At 69.6% G+C, this 19,721-nt stretch carries 15 protein-coding genes and 2 pseudogenes; 10 read left to right on the top strand and 7 right to left on the bottom strand.

Annotation, left to right across the window (positions count from 1 at the left end):
* Nucleotides 1-50: 50 nt before the first annotated feature.
* The 3 genes and pseudogenes from ACFXC1_RS39970 to ACFXC1_RS39960 all read right to left on the bottom strand — a co-directional run.
* Nucleotides 51-864, bottom strand: a pseudogene (locus ACFXC1_RS39970) (shikimate dehydrogenase); the annotation flags it as partial.
* Between the two features lie 1,077 nt (nt 865-1,941).
* Nucleotides 1,942-3,414: a sensor histidine kinase gene (locus ACFXC1_RS39965; RefSeq protein WP_381252295.1), complete on the bottom strand. Its 1,473-nt coding sequence runs from the start codon at nt 3,412-3,414 to the stop codon at nt 1,942-1,944.
* Nucleotides 3,401-4,081, bottom strand: coding sequence for a response regulator transcription factor (locus ACFXC1_RS39960; RefSeq protein ID WP_019071962.1), 681 nt, complete (start codon nt 4,079-4,081; stop codon nt 3,401-3,403). The genes ACFXC1_RS39965 and ACFXC1_RS39960 overlap by 14 nt, the downstream gene beginning before the upstream one ends.
* A gap of 236 nt (nt 4,082-4,317) precedes the next feature.
* On the opposite strand from ACFXC1_RS39960, the gene ACFXC1_RS39955 reads away from it, so the two are divergent.
* Nucleotides 4,318-5,718: a glycosyltransferase family 39 protein gene (locus ACFXC1_RS39955; RefSeq protein ID WP_381252293.1), complete on the top strand. Its 1,401-nt coding sequence runs from the start codon at nt 4,318-4,320 to the stop codon at nt 5,716-5,718.
* A gap of 213 nt (nt 5,719-5,931) precedes the next feature.
* Nucleotides 5,932-6,649: pseudogene (locus ACFXC1_RS39950) on the top strand (YncE family protein); the annotation flags it as partial.
* A 268-nt stretch (nt 6,650-6,917) separates the two neighbouring features.
* On the opposite strand, the gene ACFXC1_RS39945 reads toward ACFXC1_RS39950, so the two are convergent.
* Nucleotides 6,918-7,601, bottom strand: coding sequence for a cation efflux transmembrane domain-containing protein (locus tag ACFXC1_RS39945; protein WP_381252291.1), 684 nt, complete (start codon nt 7,599-7,601; stop codon nt 6,918-6,920).
* Nucleotides 7,602-7,603: 2 nt separating this feature from the next.
* Nucleotides 7,604-7,939, bottom strand: coding sequence for an ArsR/SmtB family transcription factor (locus tag ACFXC1_RS39940; protein ID WP_381252289.1), 336 nt, complete (start codon nt 7,937-7,939; stop codon nt 7,604-7,606).
* 49 nt (nt 7,940-7,988) lie between these two features.
* Here ACFXC1_RS39940 and ACFXC1_RS39935 point away from each other — a divergent pair, with 49 nt between their 5' ends.
* Nucleotides 7,989-8,228 (top strand): hypothetical protein, encoded by a 240-nt coding sequence (locus tag ACFXC1_RS39935; RefSeq protein ID WP_381252287.1) that lies wholly within the window; start codon nt 7,989-7,991, stop codon nt 8,226-8,228.
* A 73-nt stretch (nt 8,229-8,301) separates the two neighbouring features.
* Here the strand turns inward: ACFXC1_RS39935 and ACFXC1_RS39930 are convergent, their stop codons facing one another.
* The gene (locus ACFXC1_RS39930) at nt 8,302-10,500 is read right to left on the bottom strand and encodes a LuxR C-terminal-related transcriptional regulator (RefSeq protein WP_381252285.1); all 2,199 of its coding nucleotides are present in this window, start codon (nt 10,498-10,500) and stop codon (nt 8,302-8,304) included.
* A gap of 3 nt (nt 10,501-10,503) precedes the next feature.
* Between ACFXC1_RS39930 and ACFXC1_RS39925 the strand changes: the two genes are divergently transcribed.
* Nucleotides 10,504-10,755, top strand: coding sequence for a hypothetical protein (locus ACFXC1_RS39925; RefSeq protein WP_381252283.1), 252 nt, complete (start codon nt 10,504-10,506; stop codon nt 10,753-10,755).
* Between the two features lie 217 nt (nt 10,756-10,972).
* Nucleotides 10,973-13,744 (top strand): AAA family ATPase, encoded by a 2,772-nt coding sequence (locus tag ACFXC1_RS39920; protein ID WP_381252282.1) that lies wholly within the window; start codon nt 10,973-10,975, stop codon nt 13,742-13,744.
* Nucleotides 13,745-14,398: 654 nt separating this feature from the next.
* On the opposite strand, the gene ACFXC1_RS39915 is transcribed toward ACFXC1_RS39920, so the two are convergent.
* Nucleotides 14,399-14,770, bottom strand: coding sequence for a hypothetical protein (locus tag ACFXC1_RS39915; RefSeq protein WP_381252280.1), 372 nt, complete (start codon nt 14,768-14,770; stop codon nt 14,399-14,401).
* Between the two features lie 74 nt (nt 14,771-14,844).
* On the opposite strand from ACFXC1_RS39915, the gene ACFXC1_RS39910 reads away from it, so the two are divergent.
* The 5 genes from ACFXC1_RS39910 (at nt 14,845) to ACFXC1_RS39890 (ending at nt 19,687) form a co-directional block, all read left to right on the top strand.
* Entirely contained in the window at nt 14,845-15,045 is a 201-nt protein-coding gene (locus ACFXC1_RS39910) for a hypothetical protein (protein WP_381252278.1), read from the top strand.
* A gap of 256 nt (nt 15,046-15,301) precedes the next feature.
* Nucleotides 15,302-16,063, top strand: coding sequence for an SDR family NAD(P)-dependent oxidoreductase (locus tag ACFXC1_RS39905; protein ID WP_381252276.1), 762 nt, complete (start codon nt 15,302-15,304; stop codon nt 16,061-16,063).
* A gap of 53 nt (nt 16,064-16,116) precedes the next feature.
* Entirely contained in the window at nt 16,117-17,160 is a 1,044-nt protein-coding gene (locus tag ACFXC1_RS39900) for a zinc-dependent alcohol dehydrogenase (protein WP_381252274.1), read from the top strand.
* Nucleotides 17,161-17,248: 88 nt separating this feature from the next.
* Nucleotides 17,249-18,733: an MFS transporter gene (locus ACFXC1_RS39895; RefSeq protein WP_381252272.1), complete on the top strand. Its 1,485-nt coding sequence runs from the start codon at nt 17,249-17,251 to the stop codon at nt 18,731-18,733.
* Nucleotides 18,734-19,021: 288 nt separating this feature from the next.
* A complete protein-coding gene (locus tag ACFXC1_RS39890; protein ID WP_381252270.1) occupies nt 19,022-19,687 on the top strand; it encodes a LuxR C-terminal-related transcriptional regulator in 666 nt (221 codons plus the stop codon).
* The last annotated feature ends 34 nt before the right edge of the window (nt 19,688-19,721 follow it).

Genomic DNA, 19,721 nt, shown 5'->3' with positions numbered 1-19,721 from the left:
GCGCGAGCAGTTCGCCCGGCACTTCGCCTTCGGTCAAGGAGCCGGGTTCCAGCTGCCGCCACCCCCACCGGCTCGGCCGCATCGGCCAGCATCCGCGAGCGGTGCGGCTCTCTTCCGGTGAAGAGCCGGAAGGCATGATGCGTAGCAGCTCGGTCTCAAACGGCTGATACACCACATCGACGATCCACAGGTCAGGGTGCAGCAGGTCGGCCGGCAGCGGAGGTCCGGGATGCGTGGACATTCCGGTGGGGGTGGTGTGGACGAGACCGTCGGCCCGGTCCATCAGGCCTGGGAGATCGTCTGAAGCGGAGGCGCTCGCCCGACCGTCGCCGAACCGGCGGTTCAGGGAGACAGCGAGTGCCACGGCGCGGTCCGTCAGCGGGTCGACGACGCGAAGTGCCTGGTGCCACGGGTGAGCTAGGCGTGTGCGACGGCCGCCCCCGCTCCCCGGCGCCGAGTTGTACGACGTGCTCCCGCTGGACGTCCGCCACTTCCCGGTCGGAGAAGGCGGCGAAGCCGGTGACATCGGTGTTGTGTCCTACGGACCGGACGCTCCTGCTCTCACCTTCGAAGACCACGGTGTTGACCGCGCCGACCGCCCGGCCTGCGGGGTGAGTTCGTCAGGACACTCGATGACGGGTTGCTTGCAGGGGTGGGTGATGTGGAGGCCGCGGTAACCCATGTCCCCGGCCGCGCCCACTAGTTCACCGACCTTGCCGGCTCGGCGCCGATGCGGTGGAGATCGATCAGGCGGTGGAGGTAGCGCAGGCCGTGCCGGTCCGCCTCCCGTTCGTGGAGCACGGGGCTGAACGAGGTGCCCATGCCGGAGCCGATCAGGCCGATGAGATACGAGTCCTGGGTCATCGCCGCGCGCACCGTTCACAAGCCCAGGTAGATCTGGCGGACCCGGGTATCCCGGCTGAGTTCGTCCGGCGTTCCTGCTCATGGCGACGCTCCCGTTCTCCATGACGAGGCAGTGACTGGTCTCGCCGAAGATCGGTTTGGCGTTCTGCTCGACCCGAAGCAGGCTCAGTCCTTCCTCCCACAGCCGTCGCAGGGTGTCGAGGATGAAGCCGACGAGTTTGGGTGACGGGCCCATCGGCGGTTCGTCGAGGAGGAGAAGGCGCGGCCTGGCCACCCGCCAAGATCCGGACCAGGAGCGGGCCAACTCCACCTCCCGTCATGCAATTTCACGCATTTCCGCAGCTCAGGAGCAGTCGGACTCGTATACCACCAGCAGACCAAGAACCTTCTTGTTTCATACAGTCCGAAGAAACTTGGTTCTTCTAGAGCCTGAAGTCGGTTGCCTGGAGGCATGGTTGCGCTCCAGGCAACCCGACAGGACAGTTACCCAATGAAATAGTTGGATTCTTCTCGTTACTCGATGGCGTCCCGTGGAGTTCCACCCGGACCAGTCGCGGACCAATTGGCGCCGGAGAACATCACCCCGCGAGCCGCCGGCTCATGAGCGCAGCGACCCGGCGAATGTCCATAGGCAGCACTCGAACCACCGACACCACGGGGAGAGGTCTTCAGCCTCTTGGCGGCCCTGAAGAACGAATCCGTATCGTCGGCGAAGGCTCCTCGCGGCGGCAGGAACGGGCCTGGCTGATTGTGCGGGACGCCGGGCTCGAACCACTGGAGCCCTGTCCAGGAAGTGACAAGCCCTGGCACTGCCGCCGTGAAGCGTGTGGGAGAGAAGTGACACCGCGGCTGGGCAACATTGCTGCGGGCAGACAGGGCGGCTGCCGCTACTGCTCAGGCACGGCGCCGATTCCTCCAGAGGAGGCCGTGGCGTTGATGCGCACGGCAGGCCTGGAACCGCTGGAGCCGTATCCCGGGGCGACACCCCCTTGACCCCGGGGCAGCTCTCTCCTGCGGGGCGCTGCCAACTCCGGTCGGGAATACGGTCCTTGAGCAGCTGCTCGAAGGTGAAGCGCGTCATTTCTCGGCCGGAGTGGGGGCTCGGGGAAGGCGTAGCTGGAAGCACGCTCCGAGCGTGCGTGGGGTGAGGGTGAGGGTGCCTCGGTGGCGGTGGGCGAGGTCGCGGGCGATGGCGAGGCCCAGGCCGGTGCCGCCGTGGTCGCGGGAGCGGGCGTCGTCGAGCCGGACGAAGCGTTCGAAGATGCGCTCGGCGTCCTCGGTGGGTACGCCCGGTCCGTCGTCGTGCACTGTGAGGACGATCCAGTCGTCCTCGTTTCGGATGGTGATCTGGATGCGGTGTACGGCGTGGCGGGCGGCGTTGTCGACGAGGTTGCGCAGCAGTCGTTCGTATTCGTCGGGGTTTCCGTGTACGGGTGCGGGAGCGGTGCTGTCGCAGGTGAGGGTCAACGGTCTTTCGGTGAGGGGGTATTGCTCGGTCAGCTGAGAGGCGAGGGCTGTCAGGTCGACGGCTTCGGGACGGGTCGTGGGGGTGCGGGTGTCGAGGCGGGCGAGGAGCAGCAGGTCTTCGGCGAGGGCCTGGAGGCGGCGGGTCTGTCGCGCGGCGGTGGTGGCCGCGGCGGGCCAGTCGGTGCGCTCTGGGTAGGCGAGCGCGACTTCCAGGCTGGCCAGCAGTGTGGTGAGGGGGCTGCGTAGTTCGTGGGCGGCGTCCGCGACGAAGCGGCGTTGTTGGGCGGCGGCGTTGTCGAGGCGTTGGAGGGTGGTGTTGATGGTGGTGGCCAGGGCGGTGATCTCGTGTCCCGTGGCGGGGACGGTGACGCGTTCGCGGGGATGGCTCGCGGTCACCGAGGCGGTGAGGACGCGGATGGCTTCGACCGGCCGCAGCGCGATGCGGACGGCGAAGTAGGTGACGGCGGCGATCAGTACGAGGCTGACGAGCCCGGCGCGCAGCAGCAGGAGGTCGGTGGTCTTGGCCATTGCCTCGGCCGTGTGCGGGAGCACCACCACATAGACCCGCAGGTCGGCGTCGGCGGCGACGCCCAGAGCGGCGACTTTGCCACTGCTGAGTTGATCGGCGCTGATGTCGGCGAACATGACGGTGTAGGTCCTGCCGGCCATATCGGATCTGTCTCCGGTGCGGTTGTCGCGCACCGGTATACGGAGGGGAACGGTCGTCAGGAGTCCGGGCTCCCTGGCCTCCGGCGGGGCGGGCAGCACATGGCGGGTGCCGGGATCGAGGGCTTCCATGCCTCCGCCGTAGGCGACAGCGGCGCGTCGGCCGGTCGCGACGACCTCGTACGGCAGCGCGTTTCTGTGAACGGGAACCACGCCCCCGTTCAGCTGATCCACGAGAGCCCAGAGCTGTTCCTCGGCCTGTCCTTCGGTGGTCTGCGTGCCCTGGCGGTAGACGTCACTGTGCATCCACCAGCCGATGCCGACCAGGACGACGGCGGCGGTCGAGGCGGCGGCCAGGGCCGCGCGGGCTCGTACCGAACGCGGCCACCAGCGGCGTCGCGGCTCAGTCGCGTTCACGGTCGTCCACCAGCCGGTAGCCGGTACCCCGTACGGTCTGCAGGGACTGCCGGCCGAACGCGGCGTCCACCTTCTTCCGCAGTGCGCTGACGCGCGCCTCCACCAGGTTGGGATCCAGCGCCTCGTCGGGCCACGCGTGATAGAGCAGATCCGATTTGGAGACCGCCTGGCCCGCCCGGCGGGCCAGCAGCTCCAGCACGGCGAACTCCCGGGGGGTGAGTTCGACCCGGGCCCCGGCCCGGCGGCAGACCCGGCCGGCGACGTCCAACGAGAGGTCGCCCACGGCGAGGACGGGCGGGGCGACCGCGGCGGCTCGTCTGACCAGGGCCCGCAGTCGTGCGACGAGCACCAGGTAGGAGAAGGGTTTGGCCAGGTAGTCGTCGGCCCCGGTGTCCAGGGCCTCCGCCTGGTCCCAGTCCCCGTCCTTGGCGGTGAGTACCAGGATGGGCGTCGCGTTGCCCTCCCGGCGCAACTGGGCGCAGACCTTGTAGCCGTTGAGTCCGGGCAGCATCAAGTCCAGGACGACAAGGGCGTATTCGCCGGTCCTGGCCATCCACAGACCCTGGCGGCCGTCATGGGCGAGGTCGACGCTGTAGCCCTCGGCGGTCAGACCGGTGTGCAGGGTGTGAGCAAGGTCCACCTCGTCTTCGACCACCAGGATGCGCATGCGGTGCAGCCTCGCACAGCGCCGGACCGACTTCCTGATCAGCCGGTCAGGTTGGGTCAGCATCCGGTCAACGAGGTCCCGGCACGCTGGCGAAGCTTCTTCGCCGCTGCTGAAAGGCCCTGTCGCCGATGTCCGTTGATGAACGTGCCCCCGCCGTGGCCAGGACGGTTGCCCCTCCCGTACCCGCCCGTCGGCAGTCCCCCGGCCCGGCCAAATCCGTTGTCGTCGTCGCACCCTTGGCGCTGAGCATCGCTCTGGGACTCTGGGACATCCGCAGGAAGAACACCATGTGGGGGGACGAGGCCGTCACCTGGCAGCTCGCGCACCGCGATCTTTCGCAGATATGGCTCACCGCCCAGCACGTCGATCTGGTCCATGCCCTCTACTACGCCGTGATGCATGAGATCTTCGGCCTCTTCGGCGGAGGGCTGCTGACGTTACGGCTGCCGTCCGTGCTGGCCATGGCCATGGCGGCGAGCGGAGTCGGGCTTCTGGGGCTACGCCTGGCGGGACCCCGCGCCGGACTGCTGGCCGGGCTGGTCTTCGCGCTCCTTCCCCAGGTACAGAAGTACGCGCAGGAAGGCCGCTCGTATGCCATGGTCTGTGCCCTGGTCACCTGGGCCACCTATGCGTTCGTGGCCGGCGTCCCGCATCGCGCCCGGTGGCGGTGGGCGGTCTACGGCTCCACCATGCTGCTGGCCTGCCTGCTCCACGAGTTCGCGGCCCTCGCCCTGGTCGCACACGGGGTCACACTGGTCGTCTCCCGTGCTCCACGACCGGTACTGAGGGCGTGGAGTGCGACCGCCTCGTGCGTCGTTGCCGGACTGTTGCCGCTGGCGATCCGCAGCGCGGGGCAGTCGGGACAGCTGTCCTGGATCGACGGACCGGTGCGGCTTCCCGGATTCCTGGCCATGGCGGTCGTGGGCGTGGTGTGTGCCCTGGCACCCCTGGGGACCAGAGGGCCCGTGCGGCTCTCCGCGCTGGCTGTACCGCTGGTTGTGCTCCCGGGCCTTCTGCTGCTGATCGCCTCACTGGTCAAGCCCGTTTTCGTCGACCGGTATGTGCTCTACAGCAGTACCGGAATCGCCTTGCTGCTGGGTGCCTGGATGGACTCCTTCCACCGGCGCAAGCGGTCTTCCCGCTACGTGTGGATCGCGGCGGTTGCCGCACTGGCCGCGCTCGTCCCGACGAGCGTTTCGCTGAGGACGCCCCAGAGCCGGAGCAATGACGTCACCGCCATCGGCGCCGCCGTACGCAAGGACGGCCGTCCCGGCGACGGGCTGCTCTATCTCTCCGACCAGTACCGGGCCTGGACCGCGGCCGACACCGCAGACACCCGTTTCCTGACAGATCTCGCCCTGGCACAGGACCCCGTTTCGTCAAATACCCTTGCAGGTGTCGAGCTTCCCGCCCAGGAAATAGCGGCACGCATGCTGGAATTCGACCGGATCATCGCGGTCCGCGACCCGGCGGGTGCGCACGCGCCGACCAACCCGCGGGAGGAAGCGAAAACAAACACCCTGCGACGCCACTTCCGCGCGTACGGAACAAGCCACGTCAACGGGGCCCGAGTCACCGTCTACGTCCGAGACCACGACCCGTCTCCCAAGGCGGACCTCGGCCCAACAGCCCGTTAGCGAACGGTGGGGCGATGAGGTGACCGCCGCTGGTGCCGGCCGACACCCGCCTCCTCACGCGGGTGGCAGCGTCGTCCTGACCGACGGATCGCTGACACCCGCCCAGCGCCGCACCGGCCACCCGATGAGACGTCACTGGCCGGCCAGGCACAAACGGCACGGGCTGCCCGTCATCGCCCTGGCCGATGCCAGGGGCGGCTGACGCGGACGTAGAAGATCGGCACCAGCAGCACGGCGGACCACCTGCGCATCAGCAGCGGTGCAGTCGGCCGGGAGGGCCCGACCAACTCGCCCGACGGCAAGCAACTACGGCTCGGCCAGGCAGACGGCTGCACCACGTCCACCGTCAACGCCGACGGCACCCTCGCGAGCCCCACCGCCGTCCCGATCGCGGCCGACGGCGCCAAGCAGGCAATGGTGGGCACGGCCGTCCTCTCCGCCGACGGCTCCACCGTGTACTCCGCGGTCAACGGCCAGAACAAGGTCGTCGCCATCGACGCGGCGACCAGAACCATCAAGCAGAAATGGGCAGTTGGCACCGCCCCGCGCGGAATCGCCCTGGTCGGCGGCACGTTGTACGTCAGCAACGAGGTCGGTCGCCCGGCGAGGCCCGCCAGACCACCGTCAACTCCTACGGCACCGACGTCCCGGCCAACCCCAAGACGGGCGCCGGCACCACCAGCACGGTCAGCGTCACCGACACCGACACCGCCGACAACAGCGTGTCGGTCATCGACACCCGCAAGAGCAATGTCGTCCAGACGATCGCCACCCAGCCGTGGCCCGAGGCGTCCGTGGGCTACGAGCCGAACGCGGTGACGCTCACCGACGACGGCCGGCTGCTCGTCACGCTCCGCCGCACCAACGCGGTCGCCGTGCGGTCGCCGTCTACCGCAGCAATTCCCCACAACAGCCCGCCCGTTACGTCGGCCGGATCGGCGATCCCCCTGGCCCTGGCACTGCAACACGCCTGGCAGTACGGGGTTCCGGCCGCCCGCCGGGGCGTCGTCAGCCCACTGTTGGGAGCGGGCGTACTGGGAGTGATCCTGGTGCTCACCGGGTGGCCGGTGTCCTGACCGCCCCACCGACGTCACGAAGGCCACGCCTCCAAGAAAGGGGAGGTGAGCAACAGCCGTACCCGGTACGTGAAACGGGCCACGGCGCTCAGGCTGGAAGTCGTCCGACCGTCCCTGCCACGGTCAGCAACAGGCGCACGCGTCCTCGCTCGTCGCCCCCACGGCGGAGGGGGGTATCGCGCAACACCCGTCACCCCGCCAGGCATCCCGCCCTTCTTTCACCGCCACTCCCGCGATGACGAGCGCCGCGATCGGGTCGGCCCATGTCCAACCGAGGACGGCGTTGACGACCAGGCCCACGAGCAGGACAGCGGAGAGGTAGGTGCACAGCAGCGTCTGCCTGGAATCGGCCACCGCGGAAGCGGAGCCCAGCTCCTGTCCCGCCCGGCGCTGGGCAGCGGACAGGAACGGCATCACGGCCAGCGAGAGAGCCGCGAGCACGATCCCGGACATCGACCGCTCCGCTTCCCCGGCTCCAGCGAGAGCTCGTACGGCATCCACGGTGACGTAAGCCGCGAGGGCGAAGAATGAGACGGCGATGATCCGTAGCGTTGTCCTCTCCCGGGCCTCGCGTACGGCGTGATCGCGGGCGGAGAACTGCCAGCCGACCGCCGCGGCCGAGGACACCTCGACCACCGAGTCGAGGCCGAAGCCGACCAGCGCGGTCGAGGAGGCGAGAGTGCCCACGGTGATCGCGACGATGGCCTCGACGACGTTGTAGGCGATGGTGGCGGTCACGAGCAGGCGTATCCGGCGCGTCAGTTGGTCGCGGCGGGCGGGCGAGGGGCCGAGGGAGATCTCGGACACGGTCAGCAGCAGCCCTTCTCATCCGCGTCGGGGCAGGTACGGTCCGTCTCCACCGCCACGACGGCCGCGCGCAGGTCGTCCAGGGCGTGCCCGAGGCGCGGGTCGGCCAGCTCGTAACGCGTACGCCGCCCCACCGGCACCGCGACGACGAGACCGCAGTCCCGCAGACACGCCAGATGGTTCGACAGCCGGGTGCGGGAGACGCCGAGCCGGTCGGCCAAGTCGGAGGGATGCGCCGGAGCTTCGCGCAGCGCGAGCAGCAGACGACAGCGGATGGGGTCGGCGAGGGCGCGGCCGAAACGGGCCAGCGCCTCCACCTCGGGGGCAAGGGTCAGCACCCTCACAACGATACAAGCTATCCTGAATTCAGGAAGTCATGGATTGTCATTGGGTCGCTCGATACACGAAACCCGCCAGCGCCGGGTGCCGGGCGGCAACAACAGCCCCTTCGGCGTCCGCGCGCTCGCCCGACTCGCCGCCGAACGCACTCACTCGACAGGCGCCGTCAGTCCCGAAGCGAAGTCCCAGGACGACGACGGAGGTGACGACGGCAACGAGGCCGACGAGATAACCGAAGGCGCGGACCAGTACGCCGACGACGGGTACGGGTACGCGGGCAGCGCATGATCACGAAAGGCTGGCCGCGATCATTCTGTCGCCGCCTCGGGTGTGCGTTCTTGGAACGGGCCGAACCAGATCTTCACAGGCGCAGTCGGCCGGCGAGCATCGCCATGGCGAGTTCGACGCGTGAGCCGTGGCCCGTGCGGGAGAACAGTCGCGACAATCGGCCCTCGACGCTCTTCTCGCTGGTCCGGAGGATCCTCGCGATGTGCTTGTTCGTCAGCCCCTCGGAGACGAGTACGGCGAGCAGCCGTTCGTTCTCCTCCGCGGTGGCCCGCCGGCCCGGTACCGCCACTCCGCGCGAGCGCATGAGAAGGCGCAGCCAGAACCGGGGCATCAGCGCGTCGAATTCGCCGAGCAGGGCGTAGGTCTCCCGCAGCATCACTGGATCACCCATGCCGGAGCGGATGAGTTGGTACAGGACGGCACTCTCTTCCAGAGGCTGCTGCCGCTGCTGGGCCAGCTGCCGCGCGGCCCGCCCCGCGCCGTGGTCTGTGTGTACGGCCGCGTACAGGACGAGCCGGATCATCTCGGCCCGCTCGGTACCCAGCCTGTGAGCGACTCCCGTTGCCTTCGCCAGGCATTCCTTCAGGACCTCGGGTCGTCCGGCGTGCATCGCGGCGTCGGCCACCCGCAGCCACAACAGGTCGGTCCCCGCCACCACGCCGTCCGACTCGGCGCGGTGCACGGCCGTCCGCAGCAGGTTCTCCGCACGTTCGACCTCTCTGCCGACCAGTTCGCACAGAGCCTGGGCGGAGGTGAGCAGATGAGGCAGCATCGGCTGCCTGGCGCGGGCCAGCGCGAGAAGTTCGCCGGCGCGGGTGAACCTGCCGCCGTACACGAGCAGGACCGCCGCGTGGTGATACATCTCGCTCTGAACGGCGTCACAGGTGTGCACGCCGGTGATGGCGCTCCGGCGCGCCAGGTCCACGGCTTCCCGAGGACGCCCCCGGTGGAGGGTGATGAGCATCCGGCTGGGCAGGCCCAGTTGCCGAAGGTTCCTCCCGGTGTCGGCGAGCAGTTGTTCGGCCCGGCGGATCTCGCCCAGCGTCAGCAGTTCGCCGACCCGGCAGTGCACCTCGGCGGCGGTCGCCCCGCCGGCGCGGTGACGGGCGGGCAGGGTGGCGATGCTCCGCTCCACCCCCTCCTTGGTGCCCAGCCACAACTCCGCCGTCGCGGTGAGGAATTCGGCCTTCCACTCGACCAGTCCGCTCATGTCGCGCCGGCGGACCGCCCACAGCAGCTCACGGACCTCATGCCAACGGCCGAGCAGCAGCAGGGCGCAGCCGCGCGTGACGGCTCGTTCCAGAGGCCCGTCCGGGCCGGGGTGCTGGAGCCAGCCGTCGGCCGCGATCTTTTCCAGGGTGGTGAATTCGCCCGCCCGGTACAGAGCGGTCAGGTGGGCGAAGCAGACGTCGAGGAGCTGGTCCGGACGCAGGTGGTCGCGGTGGGTCCGCTGCACGAGCCGCAGGGAGTTCAGTCCCTCCTCGGGTCTGCCCTGCGCCAAGCAGATCTTCGCGTGCTCCAGCAGCAGGCGGGGCCGCTCCACCGGGTCCGAGGTCAGCTCGGCGACCGCCCGCAGCCATCGGGCGCCGCGGTGGTCGTCGTACGCGTTGTCACCGTTGTCGTGTGCCAACCGCTTGGTGGCGGCCATCAGTTCGGTTCTCGCCCGCTTCGGGTCTACCAGATTTCCCGCAGCCGCGAGTTGCTCGGGGAGATAGGAGCGATCGGCGCAGCGTGCGGTGCCCTGCCACAGCGCGGACACGGCGATCCGGGCCAGGTTCCGCCGCTCGTAGGGGCCGAGCGAGGCCCGGACCGCGGCCCCGGCCAGCGGCAGCCGGTACTCCCAGACGGAATCCGACCGGCGGTGGCGAAGTACGCCGGCCTCCGCCAGCCGCGCGAGCAGGCCACGGGCCTCCTGCTCGGTGACGGAGACGGCCTCGGCCGTCAGTCTTGGCACAGCCTCGCCCAGCGGGCCGAGGACGGCCACCGCTTTGGCGACCTCCCAGAGAGGCCCGTCCGTGTCACGGACGGGCAGTATCAGTTGGTCGATGACGAACGGGAGCGTGCAGGAGTCGCCGCCGACGAGATAGGCATGCCGGTCGACCACCCGGACGACGCCCTGTTCCCGGGCGGTTCGCAGCACCGCCCGGGCCGCGGCGGGCCAGCCCCGGGTGAGGCGCCACAGCCAGGAGACCAGCGTCGGTTCCGCCCTGGCCTCGATCTCGGCCGCGATCATGTCACCGAGCCGGCGGAGCGAGAGGGGCCGCAGGTTCACGTGGTGTACCAGCCCTTCCTGCCGCAGTCGGCCGAACACCGCGGCGAATACGGCCCGGGACGCCCGGGACACGGGAAGCGTGACGGTACCCACACATCGTGTCTTCGTCCCGCCCAGCTGTCGGATCAAGCCTTCCAACGAGAACAGTTCATCCGGGGAGAGATGCTGGAGATGTTCGAGTACGAGTACCTGTCCACGCTTTCCATCTCCGGCCTCGTAACCGAGAAGGTGGTCGGAAAGCTGGAATTTGGGTGAAGGATCGGCAAAGTTAATGCGCACTGTCTCCGGGGCGGCGGCAAGGGCCTCTGTCCCGTACACCCTGTCGTACGCCGACAATTCACCGAGAACGGAGCCGAGTTCCATACCGGAAGGGCTGCTCAGCACGACGAGTCTCGGGGAGCCGGGCGCACGGATCGCTTCGAGGGTATCGACGGCGACACGTGCGTAAGGCGGGACGCTATGCGCTGTATGCATGGATCCTCGCAGGGTGGCAGGGCTCAACCAGATGTTAACCGGCCGCGTCTGTCCAGCGAAGAGAGCCGATACGAGGGTGAGGAGGGCGGGAGCGGTGGCACCGAGAGGGGGTCGGGCCGTGTCCGGCAGGGAAGGCAGGGAAGCCGAACTGTCGGCCGTCGACGAGGCATACGGACGTCCGCTGCTCTTCATCGTCCGTGGACAGGTCGGCCTGGGGAAAACGACCCTGTTGCGGGAAGTCCACCGAACCTGGCACAGGCGCGGCCCCGGGATCGTACGGATCAAATGTTCTGCGGCCATTCCGCGTTGGGACCTGTTCGGAGCCCGAGCGGTGGTGAAAGCGTTCAGTGATTCCTTTCCCGACAGCGGGAATTCCGCACTGCCCGACGCGATGGCCGCGGTGAACCGGCTCTGCCTGCCGGAAAGCTACGGCTCGGCCCGCGCGCGATCCGCTCTCTTCGCCGAACTGGTGGGACTTTTCGCGCATCTCACCGAGGACGCTCCCGGCGCCGTACTCATCGACGATCTCCACACCGCCCCCGACCCCGCACTCGTCGTGGCCGCCGCCCACCGCGTCGGCTGCACGGTTGTGGCGACATACCGCGAGGACGGTTGGGCCATCAGGCCGACCGGTTCGGCCTCGCCGCATACCTTCGCGGATCGTGTCATCGACCTGAGCCCACTGCCGGCGGACCAGATCGACGACCTGGTGACGGTCGCCGCCAGGGAGCCGCTGGACCAGGCCGTGGCACCCGCGCTGCGCGCCGCCCTGGGACCACTGGCCGGAAACCCGGGCACCGTGCTGGACACCTTCGAGGCACTGCGGCGCGAGGGCCACCTCGTGCGGTTCCAGGGCCACCTGTGTCTGCGCGAGCCCGCCACCAGGCCGGCCCTGCCCGCCGACCATGCCCTGGTACGGCAGGTCGCGGAGTGCGGCGCCACCGGCAGGCAACTGCTCGCGATCACCGCCTTGTCCGGCCGCTTCGCCATGGATGGTCTGGCGGATTTCGCGGCGGCCACCGGCCGCGCGCTCGCAGCGTGCGGCCAGACCGTGGACCGCCTTGTCGCTGTCGGAGCCCTCGTGTGCGACGACCACGGAGTCCTGCGCGTCCCCTGCCCCGCGCTGGTCCCCGCCGTACTGCCCGGCCCGGCCCGGGACGAGGCGGCCGAGGTGCACCGCGCCCTTGCCGAACATCACCTGCGCGGTGGCGGCACAGCGTCACCGGACCCGGCGGTGACATCTGACCACATCGTGTTCGCCGGCCGCGCGCTGCCGCCCATCCCCTCCGTCGTGCCGCTTCTGGAGAGCCAGGCCGGCCTGGCTCTCGGGACCTTTCCCGAACGGGCAGCACGCCGATACCGGGCCGCCCTGCGTCACTGCGAGCCCGGTGACAGCGCGCACTCCCGCATCCTGGCCGCCCTGTTGCCGCTGCTGGTGCGGACGGGCGACTACGAGGGTCTCGCCGAGGCCGTGGCCGAAGGAGTGCGCGCCGGTGGAGGTCCTCGGCACGCGAAACTCGCGGCGTACGCGGCGCTCGCCGCAGTCCACACCGGGCGACCGGTGCCGGCCCCGGTACGAGAAGCCCTGGCCAACGCCCCGGAGACCCGCGGCGCCCTGGAGTTCACCGACGGCTGGTTCACCGGCCGGGTGCCGCTCCGGACCAGCCGGGTCCACCTCGCCTTCGCCAGTCTCCGTCCTGACGGAGTCGACACGGTCCCTACCGACCTCACCGACTGCGACCGCTTCGACCCGGTGGCACTCTTCGGGCGGGTGCTCGGGACGGCGGCCTACGGCGAACCGGTCACCGGCCCGCTGGCGGCCTACGCCCGGATCATGCGGGACTACCGAGACGGAAACTGGGCCGGCATCCCGTCCGGGGCCCGGGCACTCGAACTCGCAGGGCCTCCCTGCACCCCCGTCCACCACGCCGTCCGCCTGATCGCCGCAGAGGTGCATTCGACGATGGGCGACTACGAGGGCAGCGCCGCATGGTTGGAGTTGGAGTCGGCAGGACACGACTGTCCTTTCCCCGCGCTGCGGGCCTGGGCCTCTACGGGACTGGCCTGCCGGACCGGGGAGTGGGAGCGGGCCCGGACACTCGGCTGGAGCTTCTGCGACAGGTCTGCGGAACGCAGCGCCGAGGGAAGTGTGGTGGGCGTCGGCCGACTGCTCATCCGGCTCGCGTTCACCGAGTGGGGGGAGGGCGGTCGCCGGGAGCTTCTGCCCCGCCTGCGTACCGAGGCGGAACAGTGGTACTCCCGGCTGGGCGGTGCGGAGTTGAAGGCCGCCGCACTCATCACCCGCGCCTTCGCCGAGCGCGACACCGACAGCGCGATCGAAGCGGTGGACGTCCTGCGCGAGCACGGCGGCCGGAGCGAACTGTTGCGGGCGTGCATGACCGTCGCGTTCCTGGCCGACGACCCGCGTCCGTGGCATCAGGAGGCCCACGACATCGCCCGAGGTCTCGGCGACAGCCTCCATCGAACCCCGATGACGGAGTCGATGGGAGCGTCCGGCCTGGCTCCGACAGCCTGCGACGACAGCGCCCGTAGTGGCCCCGCAGCTCTGTCCGGCCTCGAAGGGCCGATCGCCGCCCTGGTCGGGCGGGGGCTGACCAACCGGCAGATCGCGAGGGAAATCCAGGTGAGTGAGAAGACAGTCGAGAACAACCTCACCCAGGTGTTCGCCAAGACGGGATGCCGCTCACGGCTGGACCTGGCGCTGGCCGTCATGGAGGGCCGCCTCACCGCGTTCCTCCCGCGTTCGTGAGGGATTCCCCCCGGGAAGAGGCCGCGCCCTCCGACCAGGAGGTCCAGTCCACCAGGATGTCTCACAGAGGCGCCTTATCCGCCTCACAGCAAGCCGGCACACCAGCACGGAGGTAAGACCCCCACACACAGCACCGCACGGCGCGACTCCGAAGCGAGCGTCCGTGACGACTGGAACGGCCCGCGCAGCAGTTCGCTCCTGACGACGACTGCTCCTGCGCTCCCGTGAATCCCCATGCCTGTCGGCCGACCCGTGCCGCTCGGACGAGCCCGTGGACCCGACCTGGCTGTCAACTTCTCTGCCCTGACGGGGAGTTGCCCACCCGAGCGAACCTCTGCCCCGTTCCGGTGACGTGCGGCTCCTCGCGCACAGAGTTCCCCCACTCTCACACCTTCGGGCTTCCCGCCCCCAGAAAGGAAGACCATGAAAGACAGGGCCAAGGTCGAGGACCTGCTCGCGGCATCGGATCTGCAGGTGCAGTCCTCGGAGACCGCCTGGAAGCACGTCAGGGCAGTACGTCGACATCATCGACGACATCCTGGCGACGCCGGCCCCGAGCGGCCCGTACGCGTACACCGTCAGCCCGTCGGTCGAGGAGGGCAAGGAGCTTCCGACCCAGCGCATCGTCACGACGTTCGACGAGATCGCCGCGTCCTACCGTGGCATGCACCGGTACGCCGCCGTGGTGGCGATCCGCCCCGTGGCGGAGATCGACACCTCCTGGTACACCTTCGTCAGCGGCCGTGGACGAGGGCGCCTCAAGACGACCGGCGAGGAGAGCGAGCGGCCGGTCATCGTGCTGTTCCCGACCATGGGCTCCGAGGGCATCACCGGGGAGCTGTTCTGGGGCAGGACCCAGCAGGACAGCGTGCCGGGAGACCCGGCCGACGGGGTGCTGGCCGGCCGGTACGCGGTGGCCGGGCTGCACGAGACCCTGCTGGACGCGTATCGCAACGGCGATGTCGACACGATCGTCGAGAAGGCCCACCCCGAGATCCATGGGGTGTGCGCGACTACGTGTCGCATTCCGGGATCCTGCCCGAGATGCACACCAAGACGACCTGCGGGCGCACCTCGAAGCCTTCTACGAGGCGTACTCCGTGCGCTCGATCGAGGTCGTGAACCGGCACTTCGACGACTGGTTCTTCTTCCGCGAGCTGCGGTGGTCGGTCGAGGTCCGACGGGGCGCGACCGCCGGGCGGAGTTTCCGCCACCACACCGCCGAGTACGCCGAGGTGTCCGCCGCCGGACTCGTCGTCTCGCACATCGGCCACGGCACGGACCAGATCAAGCTCGGCTGATCCGGCGTCCGGCGCGCACTACGCCGGCCAACGCCGTTGCCGACCAGCAGACCGGGGCGCTGTGAGCGGAGGCGTCCCCGGAGCGTCGACCCCGTGGGGACGGAGGCCGGCGCTCTCCCCGGACCCGGCGGCGGACGGACACCTCGTCCGTCGCCGGGTCCGAGATCACCAACGACGCCCCGACCCAACAGGACAGGGCCCCTCTCCCGTACGCGGAACATCCCAGAACCACCTTGGACACGAAGGAGCACCCGCCATGAGCACTGGTCTTGAAGGGCGCAGTGTGATCGTCACAGGCGCCGGGTCCGGCACCGGTAGGGCCGCGGCCGTGCGGTTCGCGCGGGAGGGCGCGTACGTGCTGGTCGCGGACCTGAGACGGGTGGGGGCCGAAGAGACAGTCAAGGCGGTCGCGGAGGTGGGAGGAACCGCCCTCGGCGTGGTCGGCGACCTCAGCGACCAGCGGATCGTGGACCATGTCGTCGACACCGCCGTCGAAGCCTTCGGCGGTGTGGACGTCCTTGTGCACACCGCGGCGATCATGGACCGGATGTCGGTCGTCAGCGAGACCGGCGACGCCGAGTGGTACCGCGTCATCGAGGTCAACCTGACGGCACCGTTCCTGCTGACCCGTGCCGTGCTGCCGCACATGATGGCCGAGGGGCGCGGCTCGATCGTCTTCACCGCGGCCGAGGCCGGACTGCGCGGCAGCATCGCCGGGGCCGCCTGCACCGCCTCCAAGCACGGCGTCATCGGCCTGGTCAGGTCACTCGCCGTGACCTACCTGGGGGTCGGCATCCGTACCAACGCCATCGCCCCGGGCGGCACCGGTACCGACTTCCCGGGCGCCGCCGTGTCCAAGGTCCACGGTGACAACGTTCTCGCTCCCCGCTTCGGCGGAACCGGACGCGTCGCCACCGTCGAGGAGCAGGCCGCCGCCATTCTGTTCCTGGCCTCGGACGCTGCCGCCCACATCAACGGCACCGTCCTGCCCGTCGACGAGGGCTGGTCCGCCGCCTGACGAACCGTCTGCCCCTCCCCCGTTCTCAGCAAGGTTCAGAAAGAGAGCTCCTCATGGCCACGATGAAGTCCGTACAGACCGGTGGCGTCGGCAAGATCGAGACAGTCGATGTCGAGCGGCCGGTGCCCGGTCCGAAGGACGTGCTGCTGAGGATCCGCGCGTGCGGTATCTGCGGCACCGACGTCACCTTTCTCCACATGGGCGGCATGCCGGCGATGGCGCATCTGGGCGGGGACCTCGTGCCCGTGCCGCTGGGCCACGAGCCGGCCGGTGAGATCGTCGAGGTGGGCACCGAGGTCGCCGGCCTCAAGGTGGGCGACCGCGTGGTCGTCAATCCGCAGGACGCCCCGACCGGGCTCATCGGCTGCGGCGGGAAGTACGGCGGAATGAGCGAGTACCTGCTCGTCGAGAACGCCGTCGTCGGCAGGAGCGTCGCCGTCTTCCCGGACACCGTGCCCTTCGACGTCGCCGCCCTCAACGAGCCGATGGCGGTCGCCCGGCACGCTGTCAACCGCTCCCAGGCGGCCCCCGCCGACAAGGTGGTCGTCTTCGGCGCCGGGCCGATCGGCCTGGGCGCGGCGATCTGGCTGAAACTGCGCGGGGTCGGGCACGTCGTCGTCGCCGACGTCATCCCGTCCCGCCTGGACACCGCGCTCGCCGTCGGCGCGGACGCGGTGATCAACTCCGCGGAGGAAGACGTCACAACACGGCTCACCGAACTGCACGGCCAGGCCGCCAACGCCCTCGGCCAGCCGCGCGCAGGGACCGACATCTACATCGACGCGGCCGGCGCTCCTGCCGTCTTCCAGGCCGCCGTCGACTCCGCGAAGTGGGGCGCCAAGCTGGTCATGGTCGCCGTACAGAAGAAGGGCTCGGACATCGATCTGGGCGGCATGCTCCGCAGCGAACTGACCCTCATCGCCTCCCAGGGCTACCCCACGGAGATCTTCGAGGTGACCCCGGAGATCGTGGAGCACCACGAGCGCTTCGAGAAACTGATCAGCCACCGCGTCCCGTTCGCCGAGGCCGACCGCGCCTTCGAGCTCACGCTGACGCCGGGCGCCGCGGAGAAGGTCGTCGTCGTCTTCGACGAGTAGCCCAGGACGGCAGAAGACGTGCCGGGTTCCGGCAATCGCATCTCCCTCTGCGCTCTCCCCCTTGCTTCTTTTCCATGGAGGCCGTTCCATGTCCGACGTCCCTGCCCGGCCCTCAGCCGTCGGGCGCTCCGCCCCGGTGAGGTCGAACACTGTGGTGGCGGTGCTGGCCTTCGCCGGGATCGTCGTCTCGCTGATGCAGACGCTCGTCATCCCGATCGTCCCCGAGCTGCCCCGCCTCCTCAATGCCTCGGCGTCGAACACCGCCTGGGCGGTCACCGCCACCCTGCTCGCCGCCGCCGTCGCCACTCCGGTGATCGGCCGCCTCGGTGACATGTACGGCAAACGGCGCATGCTGCTGGTCAGCATCGTCCTGCTGATAGCCGGCTCGGTCGTCTGCGCGCTGAGCGACTCCGTGCTCCCGATGATCGCCGGACGAGCTCTGCAGGGTCTGGCCGCCGGTGTCATCCCGCTCGGCATCAGCGTCATGCGGGACGTGCTGCCCGCCGAGCGGCTGGCCGGCGCCACCGCGCTGATGAGCGCGTCTCTCGGCGTCGGTGGCGCCCTGGGCCTGCCCTCGTCCGCCTTCATCGCCGACAACTTCAGCTGGCACGTTCTGTTCTGGACCTCGGCCGCCCTCGGCGCCGTCGCCCTGGCGCTCGTCCTGGTCCTCGTACCCGAGTCGGAGGTCCGGACCGGCGGACGCTTCGACCTGATCGGCGCCTTCGGCATGGCGGTCGGCCTGATCTCCCTGCTGCTGGCCGTCTCCAAGGGCAGCGACTGGGGCTGGACGAGCACCTCCACGCTCGGCCTGTTCGCCGCCACGATCGTCGTACTGCCGGTCTGGGGCTACTACGAACTGCGCACCGGCCAGCCACTGGTGGATCTGCGGACCACAGCCCGCCGCCAGGTACTGGTCACCAACCTCGCCTCGGTGGCGATCGGCTTCTCGATGTTCGCGATGTCCCTGGTGCTGCCGCAGGTGCTCCAACTGCCCGAGGCGACCGGCTACGGCCTCGGCAAGTCCATGCTGGCCGTGGGTCTGGTCCTGGCACCGCAGGGCCTGGTGATGATGACGATGTCCGCCGTGTCGGCACGCGTCACCAAGGCCAAGGGCCCCAAGATCACCCTGATGTGCGGTGCCGTCATCGTCGCCGCCGGCTACAGCCTGAGCCTCGTGCTGATGTCCGAGGTCTGGCACATCACACTGATCGCCTGCACCATCGGCGCCGGTATTGGCTTCGCCTACGGCGCCATGCCCGCCCTCATCATGGACGCCGTACCCCCCTCCGAGACCGCCGCCGCCAACAGCCTCAACACCCTGATGCGGTCCATCGGCACCTCCTTCGCCGGCGCCATCGCCGGCGTCGTCCTCGCCCAGATGACCACCGACTTCGGCGGCCACCCGCTGCCCGCCGAGAACGGCTTCAAGGTGGTGATGGCCATCGGCGCGGGCTCGGCCGTCCTCGCCTTCGTCATCGCCTGCTTCATTCCACGCCGACACCTCGCCCCTCAGGAAGGGCCGGCCACCGATGGCCCGGCAGACACCGCGAAGGTCGCCGAGGCAAAGGTCTGAAGCCTCGCCAACCGTGGATGCCGCCGACGCCGAAGGGGATGGGATCGTGACCAGGACCGTCCTGCAGGAGCAGGCCCGGGAGGTGCTGTCGGCACTGCGGCACGTCGTGCGCGGCATCCATCCGCCGATCTCCAGTCACAGCGGACCCGGGCGCCCTTCGGCCCAACTCGACTGCTTTGGCGCCCGGTTGGGAGTCGTCGTCCGGGACGAAGGGCAAGGAGATGCGGACGCGACCGATCGGGGTGGAACTCCCATTCCCCCGGTGGCCGGAACCGGGCAGGCGCCGTCGTGAGAGTGGTGATCGCCGAGGGCAACGCCCTGCTCCGGCAGGGGATCGTCCTGCTGCTCAACTCGGCCGGGCACGAAGTCGTGGGCGTAGTCGGTACCGGCCCCGAGATCCTCCCCGCGCTCCTGGAACACCGCCCGGACGCGGCAGTGCTCGACCTGCGGATGCCGCCGGAATTCCGCGACGAGGGGCTGCGTGCGGCGCTCGAAGCACGGCAGCGAATCCCCGGACTGCCGGTGCTGGTGCTCTCGCGGTACGTCGAGGAGTCGTACGCGGCAAAGCTGCTGGCCGACGGCGCGAGAGGGGTCGGATACCTGGTCAAGGACCGGGTGGGCAGGGTGGACGAGTTCCTCGACGCACTGGAACGGGTCGCGGCCGGCGGCACCGCCCTCGACCCCGAAGTGATGGGCGAACTGCTGACCCGTCGACGGGACTCGCCCCTGGACCTGCTGACGCCGCGTGAACGCGAGGTGCTGGCGCTCATGGCCGAGGGCTACGACAACGTGACGATCGCCAAGACCCTTGTCATCGCGGCACGTTCGGTCAGCAAACACATCGGCAACATCTTCCTCAAACTGCGGCTGCCACCGAGCGACAGCGGCCACCGCAGAGTGCTGGCCGTGCTCGCGTTCCGGAACAACTCCCAGACGAGCGGCAGCAGTCACTGAGGCCAGCGGCCATGTCCTCCACCCGGGAGGCGTT

The organism is Streptomyces hokutonensis, assembly GCF_042751305.1.
Lineage (GTDB): Bacteria > Actinomycetota > Actinomycetes > Streptomycetales > Streptomycetaceae > Streptomyces > Streptomyces hokutonensis_A.
The sequence above is the reverse complement of the archived record's forward strand: the minus strand, read 5'-3'. Positions and strand labels throughout refer to the sequence as shown.